At 66.8% G+C, this 12,927-nt stretch carries 16 protein-coding genes; 3 read left to right on the top strand and 13 right to left on the bottom strand.

Features of this window, described 5'->3' with window-relative positions; genetic code table 11:
* The first annotated feature begins 27 nt into the window (after positions 1-27).
* Together ABE543_RS07605 and katG are read left to right on the top strand one after the other, a co-directional pair.
* Entirely contained in the window at positions 28-636 is a 609-nt protein-coding gene (locus ABE543_RS07605) for a DUF937 domain-containing protein (RefSeq protein ID WP_197571945.1), read from the top strand.
* A gap of 147 nt (positions 637-783) precedes the next feature.
* Positions 784-3,024 (top strand): catalase/peroxidase HPI, encoded by a 2,241-nt coding sequence (gene katG / locus ABE543_RS07600; RefSeq protein ID WP_346475536.1) that lies wholly within the window; start codon positions 784-786, stop codon positions 3,022-3,024.
* 73 nt (positions 3,025-3,097) lie between these two features.
* Here the strand turns inward: katG and ABE543_RS07595 are convergent, their stop codons facing one another.
* Both ABE543_RS07595 and ABE543_RS07590 read right to left on the bottom strand, forming a co-directional pair.
* Positions 3,098-3,505, bottom strand: coding sequence for an RNA-binding S4 domain-containing protein (locus tag ABE543_RS07595; protein ID WP_346475535.1), 408 nt, complete (start codon positions 3,503-3,505; stop codon positions 3,098-3,100).
* A gap of 9 nt (positions 3,506-3,514) precedes the next feature.
* On the bottom strand, positions 3,515-3,751 hold the full coding sequence (locus tag ABE543_RS07590) for a hypothetical protein (RefSeq protein WP_053518955.1): 237 nt from the start codon (positions 3,749-3,751) through the stop codon (positions 3,515-3,517).
* Positions 3,752-3,813: 62 nt separating this feature from the next.
* On the opposite strand from ABE543_RS07590, the gene ABE543_RS07585 reads away from it, so the two are divergent.
* Positions 3,814-5,271, top strand: coding sequence for an MATE family efflux transporter (locus ABE543_RS07585; protein ID WP_346475534.1), 1,458 nt, complete (start codon positions 3,814-3,816; stop codon positions 5,269-5,271).
* Positions 5,272-5,290: 19 nt separating this feature from the next.
* Here the strand turns inward: ABE543_RS07585 and ABE543_RS07580 are convergent, their stop codons facing one another.
* The 11 genes from ABE543_RS07580 to ffh all read right to left on the bottom strand — a co-directional run bounded on the left by ABE543_RS07580 (position 5,291) and on the right by ffh (position 12,823).
* Positions 5,291-5,698: a DUF1801 domain-containing protein gene (locus tag ABE543_RS07580; protein ID WP_111186813.1), complete on the bottom strand. Its 408-nt coding sequence runs from the start codon at positions 5,696-5,698 to the stop codon at positions 5,291-5,293.
* 38 nt (positions 5,699-5,736) lie between these two features.
* Positions 5,737-6,171, bottom strand: a complete 435-nt coding sequence (locus ABE543_RS07575) for a DUF1801 domain-containing protein (protein ID WP_053518995.1) — start codon at positions 6,169-6,171, stop codon at positions 5,737-5,739.
* Between the two features lie 79 nt (positions 6,172-6,250).
* Complete coding sequence (locus ABE543_RS07570; RefSeq protein WP_053518961.1) at positions 6,251-6,631, bottom strand: DUF6404 family protein; 381 nt, start codon at positions 6,629-6,631, stop codon at positions 6,251-6,253.
* 82 nt (positions 6,632-6,713) lie between these two features.
* Positions 6,714-7,115, bottom strand: a complete 402-nt coding sequence (gene rplS / locus ABE543_RS07565) for a 50S ribosomal protein L19 (RefSeq protein WP_053518963.1) — start codon at positions 7,113-7,115, stop codon at positions 6,714-6,716.
* A 154-nt stretch (positions 7,116-7,269) separates the two neighbouring features.
* Entirely contained in the window at positions 7,270-8,028 is a 759-nt protein-coding gene (gene trmD / locus ABE543_RS07560; protein ID WP_346475533.1) for a tRNA (guanosine(37)-N1)-methyltransferase TrmD, read from the bottom strand.
* 2 nt (positions 8,029-8,030) lie between these two features.
* On the bottom strand, positions 8,031-8,543 hold the full coding sequence (gene rimM, locus ABE543_RS07555) for a ribosome maturation factor RimM (RefSeq protein WP_346475532.1): 513 nt from the start codon (positions 8,541-8,543) through the stop codon (positions 8,031-8,033).
* A gap of 44 nt (positions 8,544-8,587) precedes the next feature.
* Positions 8,588-8,848 carry a 30S ribosomal protein S16 gene (rpsP, locus tag ABE543_RS07550; protein WP_005415733.1) on the bottom strand — a complete coding sequence of 87 codons (261 nt, stop codon included), beginning with the start codon at positions 8,846-8,848 and terminating at the stop codon, positions 8,588-8,590.
* A gap of 136 nt (positions 8,849-8,984) precedes the next feature.
* Positions 8,985-9,767 carry an aminotransferase class IV family protein gene (locus ABE543_RS07545; RefSeq protein ID WP_346475531.1) on the bottom strand — a complete coding sequence of 261 codons (783 nt, stop codon included), beginning with the start codon at positions 9,765-9,767 and terminating at the stop codon, positions 8,985-8,987.
* Complete coding sequence (locus ABE543_RS07540; protein ID WP_346475530.1) at positions 9,764-10,840, bottom strand: nitronate monooxygenase; 1,077 nt, start codon at positions 10,838-10,840, stop codon at positions 9,764-9,766. The genes ABE543_RS07545 and ABE543_RS07540 overlap by 4 nt, the downstream gene beginning before the upstream one ends.
* Before the next feature lie 78 nt (positions 10,841-10,918).
* Positions 10,919-11,353 (bottom strand): hypothetical protein, encoded by a 435-nt coding sequence (locus tag ABE543_RS07535; RefSeq protein ID WP_197572021.1) that lies wholly within the window; start codon positions 11,351-11,353, stop codon positions 10,919-10,921.
* 93 nt (positions 11,354-11,446) lie between these two features.
* Positions 11,447-12,823, bottom strand: coding sequence for a signal recognition particle protein (ffh, locus tag ABE543_RS07530; RefSeq protein WP_053518973.1), 1,377 nt, complete (start codon positions 12,821-12,823; stop codon positions 11,447-11,449).
* Positions 12,824-12,927 lie beyond the last annotated feature (104 nt).

The following is a 12,927-nucleotide window of genomic DNA, read 5'->3' as shown; positions in this document are numbered from 1 at the left end:
TCCTTCCTTCACAGAACGGAGACCGCCATGAGCACCGAATCCCTCGCCGCATCCCTCTTCCAGCAGCTGCAGCAGGGGCAGGGCCTGCAGCAGGTTTCCCAGCAGCTCGGCCTGGACAGCAGCCAGACCACCCAGGCGGTGGGCAGCGCCTTGCCGCTGCTGCTGGGCGCAATGGGCCAGAACGCCAGCGAGCCACAGGGCGCGCAGTCCCTGCTCAATGCGCTGCAGCGTGACCATCTAGGCACTGGTGGGAGTGGCGGCTTCGACCTCGGCAGCATCCTCGGCGCAGTGATGGGTGGCGGCGGCAGCGGCGCCACCGATGGGGCCGGCATCCTCGGCCACATCTTCGGTGGCCAGCAGCCGCAGGCCGCGCAGGTGCTAGGCCAGAAGACCGGGCTGGACAGCGGCACCTCCGGCAAGCTGCTGGCGATCCTTGCGCCCATCGTCATGTCCTTCCTGGCCCAGCGCTTCGCCCAGCAGGGCAACGCCAGCGAACTCAGCAGCGCCCTCGGCCAGGAGGCCCAGCAGTCCGGCGGCATCGGCAGCATGCTGGGCGGGGTGCTCGATCAGGACGGCGACGGCCAGTTCGGGGCCAGCGACCTGCTGAAGCTCGGCGCGGGGTTGCTCAAGCGCTGATCGCACACACCCGTACAAGCCCCGGACCTAATAGACAGCCACTATCGCATTGGTTGAATCAATCGAATTTACCGATCCGCAGGCGCCACCTAATGTGGGTCGGGCCTCCCCCGATTCCACCTTTCGCCAGTCCACAGGTAGAGACCCATGAAAAGCGAAGCGAAGTGCCCCTTCAACCATGCCGTCGTCGGTGACGCGACGACCAACCGCGACTGGTGGCCGAACCAGCTGCGCGTGGACCTGCTCAACCAGCATTCCGCGCGCTCCAACCCGCTCGATGCCGGCTTTGATTACGCATCGGCGTTCAAGAGCCTGGACTATGCCGCGCTGAAGGCAGACCTGAAAGCACTGATGACGGACTCGCAGGACTGGTGGCCGGCCGACTTCGGTCACTACGGCGGCCTGTTCATCCGCATGGCGTGGCACAGCGCCGGCACCTATCGCATCGGTGACGGCCGCGGTGGCGGCGGCCGCGGCCAGCAGCGCTTCGCTCCGCTCAACAGCTGGCCGGACAACGTCAGCCTGGACAAGGCGCGACGCCTGCTGTGGCCGATCAAGCAGAAGTACGGCCAGGCCATCTCCTGGGCCGACCTGCTGATCCTGACCGGCAATGTCGCGCTGGAGTCGATGGGCTTCAAGACACTGGGCTTCGCCGGTGGCCGTCCCGATACCTGGGAACCGGATCAGGATGTGTACTGGGGCCGCGAAACCACATGGCTGGGCGGTGACGTGCGCTACAAGCACGGCTCCGAAGGCGTGGTGGAATCCCACGGCGTGCTGGTGTCCGATGACGATGCCGATGGCGACGTGCATTCGCGCAAGCTGGAGAACCCGCTGGCCGCAGTGCAGATGGGCCTGATCTATGTGAATCCCGAGGGCCCTGATGGCAATCCTGACCCGGTACTGGCTGCACATGACATCCGTGACACGTTCGGCCGCATGGCGATGGACGATGAAGAAACGGTGGCGCTGATCGCCGGCGGGCACAGCTTCGGCAAGACCCATGGCGCCGGCCCGGCAGACAACGTCGGCAAGGAGCCTGAAGCGGCCGATCTGGAGAGCCAGGGCCTGGGCTGGGCCAACAGCTTCGGCAGCGGCAAGGGCGGCGACACCATCACCAGTGGCCTGGAAGTCACCTGGACCCGTACTCCAGCGCAGTGGAGCCATGACTTCTTCGAGAACCTGTTCAAGTACGAATGGGAACTGACCAAAAGTCCGGCCGGCGCGCATCAATGGGTGGCCAAGGATGCCGAGGCGGTCATTCCCGATGCGCACGACGCCTCGAAGAAGCACCGCCCGACCATGCTGACCACCGATCTGTCGCTGCGCATGGATCCCGCCTACGAAAAGATCTCGCGCCGCTTCCTGGCCGATCCGCAGGCGTTTGCCGATGCGTTCGCGCGCGCCTGGTTCAAGCTGACCCATCGCGACATGGGGCCGCGCGCGCGCTATCTGGGGCCGGAAGTGCCGGCCGAAGAGTTCATCTGGCAGGATCCGCTGCCGGCCGCAAAGGACCCGCTCATCGATGCCAGGGACGTGGCCACCCTGAAGCAGGCGATCGCCGCAAGCGGCCTGAGCGTCCCTGAACTGGTCTCCACGGCCTGGGCATCGGCCTCCACCTTCCGTGGCTCGGACAAGCGGGGCGGCGCCAATGGTGCGCGCATCCGCCTGGCACCGCAGAAGGACTGGCCGGTAAACCAGCCCACCCGTCTGGCCAAGGTGCTGGCCGCACTGGAAAAGGTGCAGAGCGGGTTCAATGCCGGCAGTGAAAGGCAGGTGTCGCTGGCCGACCTGATCGTGCTGGCCGGTGGCGTGGGCATCGAACAGGCCGCCAAGGCCGGTGGGTACAACATCAGCGTACCGTTCACTCCGGGCCGTACCGACGCCAGCCAGGAGCAGACCGACGTGGAATCGTTCGCGGTGCTGGAACCGGCGGCCGATGGGTTCCGCAACTACCTCAAGGGCGCCTACAGCGTTCCGGGCGAAGCGCTGCTGATCGACCGGGCGCAACTGCTGACGCTGACCGCCCCGGAGCTGACCGTGCTGGTCGGTGGCCTGCGCGTACTGGGTGCCAATGCCGATGGCAGCGCGCACGGCGTCTTCACCGATCGGCCCGGGACACTCAGCAACGACTTCTTCGTCAACCTGCTGGACATGGGCACGCAGTGGAAGGCCACCGGTCGTGAAACCTACGAAGGCCGCAGCCGCAACGACGGCGCCGCACGCTGGACCGCCACCCGTGCTGATCTGGTATTTGGATCCAATGCGGTGCTGCGTGCGCTGGCAGAGGTCTATGGCAGTGCAGACGGCGAGAAGAAGTTCGTGCAGGACTTCGTCGCGGCGTGGACCCGGGTGATGGAGCTGGACCGCTACGACCTGCACGGCTGATCACCGGCAGGCCCGGCGCTACCACTGAAGGGCTCGCCGGGCATGGCCCGGCGCTGCCTTGGGGGCGTTCGCGTTACAGCGCGTCGATGTCGCCCAGCGCGCGGATCAGACGCCGCGCGCGCTTGTTCGGCTTGTGCTCCGGTGGCTGGAAGCCGTCGCGCGCGGCGATGCGCAGTGCGCGCTGCTCGGCGCGCCGTGCCTTCGAGGCCTCGCTCTCGGCATACAGCTGGTGCGCGACCGGGGCAGGCCCGCGCTGGTCGCTCAGGCCCATCACCTGGATCTCGAAATGCTCCTCGCCGCGATCGACCTGCAGGTGCTCACCCACGCGCACCGCGCGCGAGGACTTCGGCCGCTGACCGGCCACGCTGACCTTGCCGGTTTCGATGGCCTGCTTGGCCAGGCTGCGGGTCTTGAAGAAACGGGCCGCCCACAACCAGATGTCCAGACGGACACTGGGCGACAGCGGGGAAAGCTCAGGCATCGGCAGGTACTACTCCGTTCGCTTGTTCAGGGGGCGCGGATTGTCGGGGTCGGTGCGGCAGCCGCTGCCCCCGATCAGGGTCGGTGCTCCGGCAGCGAGATCCTGGCGCTGGCTGCCGACCAGACATTCGGGGCGGTCGGTCGGCCGCACCTGGGTATCGCCCAGCCGGTCTCCCGACGAACATGCGGCCAACAGGCCGCCAATCAAGGCCAACGTCATCGACCTCACCTGCTGTCGTTGATGCATTGCCACATCCCGCGAACCGGCTTGGTGCTAGTGTGCGCCTCCCGGGATTCGATCACCACCCCATGGCCAAAGCGCCGCTTGACCTGACCGCCGGCCCGATCGGCCGCAATCTCCTGCTGTTCTCGCTGCCGATCCTGGCGGGCAACATCGCGCAGTCGCTGAACGGTTCGGTGAACGCGGTATGGGTCGGGCGCTTCCTCGGCGAAGCGGCACTGACCGCCACCGCGAACGCCAACAACATCATGTTCTTCCTGATCGGTTCGGTGTTCGGCTTCGGCATGGCCTCCACCATCCTGATCGGCCAGGCCATCGGTGCACGGGATATCGCCCAGGCACGGCGCGTGGTCGGCACCAGTGCCACGTTTTTCATCGGCCTGTCGGCGATCATCGCCATCGCCGGCTGGTTCATGGCCCATCCGCTGCTGGCGGCGATGGGCACGCCGGCGGCCTCGCTGCCACTGGCCGAGGCCTATCTGCGCATCATCTTCCTGGCAATGCCGACGTTGTATGCCTTTGCCTTCCTCAGCGCCGCGCTGCGCGGTGCCGGTGACTCGCGTACGCCGTTCCGCTTCCTGCTGCTGTCGGTCGTGCTGGACATCGCATTGAATCCGGTACTGATCTTCGGCATGGAGCCGTTCCCGGAGCTGGGCATCGCCGGCTCGGCCTGGGCCACGCTGGTGTCGCAGACCCTCTCGCTGGGCGGCCTGCTGCTGTACATGCGGCACAAGCGCCACACGCTGTGGCTGGGTCGCGCCGACATGCGCCTGTTCAAGCTGGACCTGACCATCCTCAAGGCACTGGTGGTCAAAGGCGTGCCGATGGGCCTGCAGATGGTGCTGATCTCGCTGTCGGTGATCCTGCTGATGACCATGGTCAACCAGTACGGCACCGAAACCGCAGCGGCCTATGGCGCCTCGTTGCAATTGTGGAACTACGTGCAGATGCCGGCGATGGCGATCGGCGCGGCCTGTTCCACGATGGCCGCACAGAACGTGGGTGCCCAGCAGTGGGATCGCGTTCGCGGCACCGCACGCAAGGGCGTGCTGTTCAATTTCCTGCTGACCGGTGCGTTGATCCTGCCGCTGGTGCTGCTGGACCAGTACTCGCTGGCCCTGTTCCTGCCGCAGGGCAGCGAGTCGCTGCAGATCGCGCGCCACCTCAACCATGTCGTGATCGGCTCGTTCCTGTTCTTCGGCGTGAGCTTCGTGATTTCCGGCGTGGTGCGCTCGACGGGTGCGGTGATTCCACCGCTTCTGATCCTGGCCGCGTCACTGTGGGGCGTGCGCGTTCCGTTCGCCGAACTGCTGCAGCCCTATTGGGGTGCAGATGCGATCTGGTGGAGTTTCCCGGTCAGTTCTCTGGTGTCGATGCTGCTGTCGCTGGCGTACTACCGCTGGGGGGGATGGCGCAAGGCGAAGATGATCAGCACACCCGCGAAGGCCGAGGCGATTGCCACACCGTCGGAGATTCCCGCCTGCCCGCCGTCACCGGTGGCGGACCCGGATGCCGTGACCCGGTAGCGCCGGGCATGGCCCGGCGCTACCGCTTGTTCTTCGCGGCGTTGTGCTTGGCCGCCGCGCGCATCAGGGTCTTGAACGCCGTGGCATCGGGCATGGTGCCTTCATGGATGTCGATCGCGCGCCGCGTGTTGCCTTCCAGGCTGGCGTTGAACAGGCGCTTCGGGTCCGGCAAGGCCGCGCCCTGGGCGAAGGTCAGCTTCACTGCCTGCTTGTAGGTCTCACCGGTGCACAGGATGCCGTGATGTTCCCATACCGGTATGCCCCGCCATTTCCAGGTTTCCTGCACCTCCGGCAGCGCTTCATGGATCAGCGCCCGAACGCGTGCCAGCGTTTCACCGCGCCAGTCACCCAGTTCCGCGATGCGCGCATCGATCAGTGCGGCCGCGGGTGTTCCGGCGTCGTCGGGGTTCGGTGCATGCGTGGTCATCGTGTGCTCTCGTCGGCGGAACGTCCGGAATGGCGGGCTTACATGCGTTCGCCGGGCAATGCAGCGGCCTGGCGGACCCACTCGAGGAACTGCGCTTCATCCAGCATGCCCTCCTGCGTGATGTGCAGGTAGCGGGTATCGGCGCTTCTGGACGGCTCCGGTGGCATCGGTTGCAGGGCCGCGCCGCGGAAGAACGCAACCTTGATGTAACGGGCGAAGCAATGGAAGCTGAGGAACCAGCCGGCATCGGCGGCCACCGCGTACATCGGCGAGTTCCACTTCACCGCCTTGTGCACGCCGGGCACGGCTTGGCCTATCAGTGCGTCGAGGCGTGCGCCGATGGGCTGCTTCCAGTCCGGCATGGCGGCGATGTACGCCTGCACCGGCGCATCACCCTCGCCCTTGGCGATCTGCGGATTTCCCCCGGACAGGAGCCTGGGTGCAGTGGAAGGTGCGGCTCGCTTGGAAGGCATCGCACGGCGCATGCATGGGAATGAAGCCGCAGACTAGCGCCATCGGCAGCCTGCGGTCACGGCGCACTGCGCCATCGCTTCAGTCCGCCAGCGAGGCCAGGAACTGGCGCCATTCGGGCAGCTGTCGTTGGCGTTGAAGCGAGCGCATCAGGAGCGCCATCACCACACCGAACAGGCCGCCCGCCAGCAATCCGGCACCCAGCAGCAGGCCGAGTGGACGCTCACCGCCCTGCCACAGCAGCAGCCACATCAGGGCGCACCAGAACAGGCCGAACAGCAGCCCCTGCACCAGCGCGTTGATGCGGAAACCGGCCAGGATCGGCGGCGGCACAGCGACGCCCATCCGCCACAGCGTCCGATGCAGCAACGGTGCGGACTGCGCGCGAGGCAGCCCCTTGTCGTCCAGCAGACGAAGCGCCGCGCGGATGCGGTCGGGATAGCGCAGGTCGTTCTTGTTCATCGCACGAACCTAGCGGATGCAGGAGCACAAACGCAAACGGCCGCCCGAAGGCGGCCGTCGCGGCAACAACCGGAGTTGTCTATCAGGCCTTTTCGGCCAGACGGGCAGCCTTGGCCTGCGCAGCGGCAGCCAGGTCTTCCTTGATGCGGGCAGCCTTGCCTTCCAGGCCACGCAGGTAGTACAGCTTGCCGGCGCGGACCTTGCCGCGGCGCTTCACTTCGACCGAGTCGATGATGGCGCTGTGGGTCTGGAAGACGCGCTCGACGCCGTAGCCGTGCGAGATCTTGCGGACGGTGAACGAGGAGTTCAGGCCGGCATTCTTGGTGCCGATCACAACGCCTTCGTAGGCCTGCACGCGCTCACGGTTGCCTTCCTTCACCTTCACGTTGACGACAACGGTGTCGCCCTGGCTGAACTTCGGCAGTTCGCGGGTGATCTGGGCGGATTCGAATTCCGCGACGATGGACTTGTTCAGCTTGCTCATGGGTTACACCGATTCTTGTTCGGGTGGGCGTGTCGATTCGACAACGTAGGCTCATGCAGTCACCGGACTGTGCTGCACGTTTGTTTTGGGTACTGCGCACGCCAGCCGGGGCCGGCGGGAATTGGCCATGATAGCCGATAACGCCAGCCCTGCGCTAGGGGCTGGCCATTTGTTTCCGGGCCTGACGGCCCTGCTCCAGCAGTTTGCGGTCGGTCTTGCCCAGCGCTTGTTCATCCAGCAGGTCCGGGCGCCGCTGGGCGGTACGGACCAGGGACTGCTGGCGGCGCCAGGCGGCGATGGCCGCGTGGTTGCCCGAGCGCAGCACCTCCGGCACGTCACCCAGCGGGTGCTGGGCCGGCTGGCTGTAATGCGGGCAGTCGAGCAGGCCGAGGTCGCCCTCGAAGCTGTCCTGTGCCGCCGATTCAGCGTCGTTCAGGGCCCCCTCCTGCAGGCGGGCCACGGCGTCGATGATGACCGCTGCGCCCAGCTCGCCGCCGGACAGCACGTAGTCGCCGAGGGAAATCTCCTCGTCGACATTGGCTTCCAGGAAGCGCTCGTCGATGCCCTCGTAGCGCCCACAGAGCAGGACCATGCGCGGCAGCGCCGCCAGTTCACGGACCTTGGCCTGGGTCAACGGCGCCCCCTGCGGGCTGAGGTAGATCACCCTGGCCGGGGTCGGATCGGCATTGCGGATCGCCTGCAGGCAGGCCTGCAGCGGTTCGATCAGCATCACCATGCCCGGGCCACCGCCGAAGGGACGGTCGTCCACCCGGCGGTAGTTGCCTTCGGCGTAATCACGGGGATTCCAGCCGTGAAGGCTGAACAACCCTTTCTCCTGCGCGCGCCCGACCACGCCCAGTCCAGCAGACTGGGCGAGGAACTCGGGGAACAGGGTGATGACGTCGAAACGCATGCTCAGAACTCGGGATCCCAGTCGACCACGACCAGGTTCGCCTCGAAATCCACCGAAACGACGAAGTCCGGCAGCACGAACGGGATCATCCGCTCGCGGTCGCCACGGACCACCACCACGTCGTTGGCGCCGGTGCTGAACAGGTGCGAGACCTGGCCCAGGGCAACGCCCTCGGTCGTCTTCACGTCCAGGCCTTCCAGGTCGACCCAGTAATATTCATCCAGATTCGGCGGCGGCAGCGCGCTGCGCGGCACGTAGATCTCGGTGCCACGCATGGCTTCGACCGCGTCACGGTCCTCGACGCCGGGGAAACGCGCGACCAGGTGCTTGCCGCTGTCGCGACCACGCACACCTTCAATCGTGGTTTCCACGCCGGACGGACTGCGCACGATCCATGGCTGGTAACGGAAAATGGCGGAACGTGGCTCGGTCCAGGACTCGAGCTTGATCTCGCCGCGCACACCAAAAGCGCCGACAATCCTGCCCAGCAGGATGCGGCGCTCGATATCTTTCATCTGCTTCAACCAGGAGGGCCACGCCGGAGCGTGGCCCGTCAGGATCAGGCCGCAGCGGCCTGGGACTTGGTCGCTTCCTTGATCAGGTTGCGGACCTTGTCGGTCGGCTGGGCGCCGTTCTTGACCCAATGGTCAACGCGGGCCAGATCCAGCTCGATGCGCTTCTCGGCGCCCTGGGCGACCGGGTTGTAGAAGCCAACGCGCTCGATGTTGCGGCCGTCGCGCGCGCTGCGCACGTCGGTGACGATGATGTGGTAGAACGGACGCTTCTTGGCGCCGCCGCGGGTCAGTCGAATCTTGACCATGGTGTGTTTTCCTATTGCCCAGTCGCCAGGATGGCGAGGTAAGCGGGCGATTATAGCGGCAGAGCGTGACCGAGCCAACCCCATGCGTCACGGTAGCGCCGGGCCATGCCCGGCGGCCGGCAGGCCATGCATCCGTTCAGGAAAGCGGTTGCCACGGCACGCCGGCCAGTACCGCCCGGCCCTGTTCAGCCAACGCCAGCGAGCCGGTCAGGGCCCGCCCATCAATGCTCTGCAGCGCCCAGAGTCCGCTGGCGTTGCAGGCAAACGCAGCCTGCACTCCATGCAGGGCGCCTGCCGGCAGGGGCCGGCACACCTGCGGTCCGTTCCAATGCTCACGCAGCAGGGCCTCTGCGGTACCCCGCAGCGCGGCGGCGCGTGGCCAGATCAGCTGGTGCCCATCATGCACGGCCACGTTCCAGGTCGTGCCCTCGCTGACGTGCCCCTGCGTGTCCACGAAAAGCGCGTCGTCAAACCCGTCGGCCATCGCCGCGCGCCGCTGCGCGAACAGGCCGAACGTGCCGACGTGCTTGATCTGCGGCAGCTCCCGCTGCCAGGTGACGCTGCGCACGCGCCGCGGCGCGGACAGCGATACCGGCGCGGATACCGCCACCAGCACATCGACCGCCACGCGGGCCAGTGGATCGCGGAAGTCGAAGTGACGCGAGAACACCGTCACCCGCAGCGAGGCGTCGGCAAGACCGGCCCTCTGCAGCGCCTGCGCCATCCAGCCGCGCACCTGCGCCGTGTCCAGCTCGCTGCCGAACAGTTCACGTGTGGCCTGCAACAGTCGAGCCAGATGCAGGTCCAATCCCTGCACTGCTCCGCCACGCACCTGCAGCGAGGTGAAGTGACCGTAATTCACCAGCGCCGGCAGCAGATCCTCCACCTGCGCCGGCTGGCCGTTGCAGGTCAGCATCATCGCAGCAGCGCCTGCGCCTGTTCCCACATGCCGCGCAGCACGTCGGCGGCCGGCTGGGCCGGCGCCATCCACGCCGCTTGCCCGGCCCAGGCCTGCATCGCCGCCAGCCGGTTCTCGCGTGTGGCCTGCGCGCGCATCGGCCCGGTCAGTCCACGCTGTACCGGGTACGGGCGCGGAGCCGGCGCACCGGCCGCCGCAGCGGCGCGTACATAGGGCGTTGCCAGGCCGCGGCCCAGTCGGCCACTGAACGCGCGCGTCGGCCAGGTATCCTCCGGTTCCGTGATCGCCAGCGCGTCGGCCCAGGCCGGCGCCAGTGCTGCCTCCGGTGTGCGCAGGAACGCGGTGCCGATCTGCACCGCGCTGGCACCCAGCGTCAATGCCGCGGCGATGCCACGCCCGTCGGCGATGCCACCGGCCGCGATCACCGGAATTTGAAGATGGTCCGTAAGCCGCGGCAGCAGTGCGAACAGGCCGACCAACTGGCGTTCGGCCAGCGCCGGATCGAAGGCCCCGCGATGGCCACCGGCTTCAGCCCCCTGTGCCACCACCGCATCGGCCCCGGCGTCCTGTGCAGCCCGCGCTTCGGCCAGCGTGGTGGCACAGGCGATCCAGGCAATGCCGGCGTCCTTCAACCGCTGCACATGCGCGGGGGAAAGCACGCCCATGATGGTCGAGGCCACCGCCGGGCGCGCGGCCAGCAACGCAGCGAACTGGTCCTCGAAATCGGCTGGCGTGGCATCGGCCGCACTGGCCGGCACCTCCGGTCCCCACTGCGCGAGGAAGGCACGGCTGGCGGATTCGGCGACCACGTCGCGCGTCGGCGCCGGGTCCGGCAACCACAGGTTCACCTGCGCCGGGCCGGTGGAGATGGCCCGGAACTCATCCATCCACCGCCCGATATCGGCGGCCGAGGAGAGCACCGCGCCCATTGCGCCCATGCTGCCGGCATTGGCCAGCGCCGCCGACAACGGCACCGGACAGGCACCGGCCATGGGGGCGAGGAGGATCGGAAGCTGCAATGAAAAACGCCGACAGAAGGCGTCGGCGCGTTCAAGAATCGGCGATGCGTTCACGCGACATACCTGCGGGAGAGGTCGCCGCCCAGCATACGCCAGTCGTCACGGTCTGATCCGTAGATCCGACCGTGGAGGTCAGCGCGCCGCCACCGCGTAGCTGCGGACCAGTTGGCTGTCCATTTCCTCGTTGAACTGGAAAGTCACATAGCGTGCGTCGTCGGCGGCGAATTCGACATCAGCCGAGGCACGACCGATCTCGGAGCCCTCAGCGTCCAGTGCCCGCGCAACCAGCTTGCCATTGAAGGCCTTGTCAGCCACCACATACACCGCGGCCTCCTTGGAGCCCATGCCACGGCTCTTGCCCAACGTGATGGTCAGGCCGCGCGCAGCCAGGCCTGGATCGGCCTGCAGCGTCACGTTCATGCGCTTGTCCACGCCTTCACCGAGTCCCGCGACGAAATCCGCCGCCGTACCGCTGATGGCGCTGCCAGCCTTCTGCGAGACGGACGTGTCGTCCTTGCATGCGACCAGCCCAAAGGCCAGCGCGATCACCATGATGGTTCTGTTCATGAACATTCCCTTGTCAGACACGCAGGTAGTCAAGCAATTCGGCAGCGGCCGCGCAAGTGCAGATCCCGACACGCACGCGCCCGCCGGTGAAAATCAACGGAACGGCATGCCGCGGCCACCCATGGCGCCCATCATGCCCTTCATGCTGCGCATCATGCCCTTCATGCCGCCGCCGGCCATTTTGCTCATCATCTTTTCCATCTGCATGTACTGCTTCATGAGCTTGTTGACGTCGGCCGGAGTCACGCCCGAGCCCTTGGCGATGCGCGCGCGGCGCGAGCCGTTGAGCAGGTTCGGGTTGCGCCGTTCCTTCTTGGTCATCGAACTGATGATGGCGATCATGCGGGGCACTTCCTTGCCCTGGCTGACCTGCTGCTTGAGGTGGTCCGGGATGTTGCCCAGGCCCGGCAGCTTGTCCATCAGCCCGCCGATGCCGCCCATGTTCTGCATCTGCTCCAGCTGGTCGCGCATGTCGTTCAGGTCGAACTTCTTGCCCTTGGCGACCTTCTCGGCCAGCTTGGCCGCCTTGTCCTTGTCGACCTGCTGCTCGACCTGCTCGACCAGCGACAGCACATCGCCCATGTCCAGGATGCGGCTGGCGATGCGATCCGGATGGAACACATCCAGGCCGTCCGGCTTTTCGCTGACGCCGACGAACTTGATCGGCTTGCCGGTGATGTAGCGCACACTCAGGGCGGCACCGCCACGGGCGTCACCGTCGGTCTTGGTCAGCACCACGCCGGTCAGCGGCAGCGCATCACCGAAGGCCTTGGCGGTGTTGGCCGCGTCCTGGCCGGTCATGGCATCGACCACGAACAGGGTTTCTGCCGGGTTGACCGCTGCGTGCAGGGCCTTGATCTCGGCCATCATCGCTTCGTCGATGGCCAGGCGGCCGGCGGTATCGACCAGCAGCACGTCGACGAACGACTTGCGCGCATCGTCGATGGCGGCGCGGACGATGGCTTCCGGCTTCTGGTCGGCGCTGGACGGGAAGAACAGCACGCCGACCTGTTCGGCCAGGGTCTTCAGCTGCTCGATCGCCGCAGGACGGTAGACGTCGGCCGAGACCACCATCACCTTCTTCTTGCGCTTTTCCTTCAGGTGCTTGGCCAGCTTGCCCACGGTCGTGGTCTTGCCGGCGCCCTGCAGGCCCGCCATCAGGATGATGGCCGGCGCCGGCACGTTGAGGTTCAGGTCGCTGGCTTCAGCGCCCATCACCGCGGTCAGCTCGTCGCGGACGACCTTGATCAGCGCCTGGCCGGGGGTCAGCGACTTCAACACTTCCTGGCCAACGGCGCGCACCTTGATGCGCTCGATCAGCGCCTGTACCACCGGCAGCGCGACATCGGCCTCGAGCAGCGCGATGCGGACCTCGCGGGTGGCCTCGCGGATGTTCTCCTCGGTCAGGCGGCCACGGCCGCGCAGGCGCTCGATGGTGCCGGAAAGGCGCTGGGTCAGGGACTCGAACATGCGGTGCGACCTGTCTGAAAACGGGGGACAATAAGGCACACAGTATAGCCGGTCCGCCCCTGCTCCCGGGCTGCGACACGGCGGCCGTCGCCAGCACCCCGGGG

It is taken from the genome of Stenotrophomonas sp. TWI169 (assembly GCF_039674705.1).
Lineage (GTDB): Bacteria > Pseudomonadota > Gammaproteobacteria > Xanthomonadales > Xanthomonadaceae > Stenotrophomonas > Stenotrophomonas maltophilia_P.
This window is presented reverse-complemented; position numbering and strand designations above follow the sequence as displayed.

Excerpts from the sequence above, each read along its gene's own strand:
- ABE543_RS07575 (WP_053518995.1), bottom strand. The coding sequence starts at position 6,171 with ATGCCTTCCAAGCGAGCCGCACCTTCCACTGCACCCAGGCTCCTGTCC.
- ABE543_RS07580 (WP_111186813.1), bottom strand. The coding sequence starts at position 5,698 with ATGACCACGCATGCACCGAACCCCGACGACGCCGGAACACCCGCGGCC.
- katG (WP_346475536.1), top strand. The coding sequence starts at position 784 with ATGAAAAGCGAAGCGAAGTGCCCCTTCAACCATGCCGTCGTCGGTGAC.
- ABE543_RS07605 (WP_197571945.1), top strand. The coding sequence starts at position 28 with ATGAGCACCGAATCCCTCGCCGCATCCCTCTTCCAGCAGCTGCAGCAG.
- rpsP (WP_005415733.1), bottom strand. The coding sequence starts at position 8,848 with ATGGTCAAGATTCGACTGACCCGCGGCGGCGCCAAGAAGCGTCCGTTC.
- ABE543_RS07585 (WP_346475534.1), top strand. The coding sequence starts at position 3,814 with ATGGCCAAAGCGCCGCTTGACCTGACCGCCGGCCCGATCGGCCGCAAT.
- ABE543_RS07570 (WP_053518961.1), bottom strand. The coding sequence starts at position 6,631 with ATGAACAAGAACGACCTGCGCTATCCCGACCGCATCCGCGCGGCGCTT.
- ABE543_RS07535 (WP_197572021.1), bottom strand. The coding sequence starts at position 11,353 with ATGAACAGAACCATCATGGTGATCGCGCTGGCCTTTGGGCTGGTCGCA.
- trmD (WP_346475533.1), bottom strand. The coding sequence starts at position 8,028 with ATGCGTTTCGACGTCATCACCCTGTTCCCCGAGTTCCTCGCCCAGTCT.
- rimM (WP_346475532.1), bottom strand. The coding sequence starts at position 8,543 with ATGAAAGATATCGAGCGCCGCATCCTGCTGGGCAGGATTGTCGGCGCT.
- rplS (WP_053518963.1), bottom strand. The coding sequence starts at position 7,115 with ATGAGCAAGCTGAACAAGTCCATCGTCGCGGAATTCGAATCCGCCCAG.
- ABE543_RS07595 (WP_346475535.1), bottom strand. The coding sequence starts at position 3,505 with ATGCCTGAGCTTTCCCCGCTGTCGCCCAGTGTCCGTCTGGACATCTGG.
- ABE543_RS07545 (WP_346475531.1), bottom strand. The coding sequence starts at position 9,767 with ATGATGCTGACCTGCAACGGCCAGCCGGCGCAGGTGGAGGATCTGCTG.
- ffh (WP_053518973.1), bottom strand. The coding sequence starts at position 12,823 with ATGTTCGAGTCCCTGACCCAGCGCCTTTCCGGCACCATCGAGCGCCTG.
- ABE543_RS07590 (WP_053518955.1), bottom strand. The coding sequence starts at position 3,751 with ATGCATCAACGACAGCAGGTGAGGTCGATGACGTTGGCCTTGATTGGC.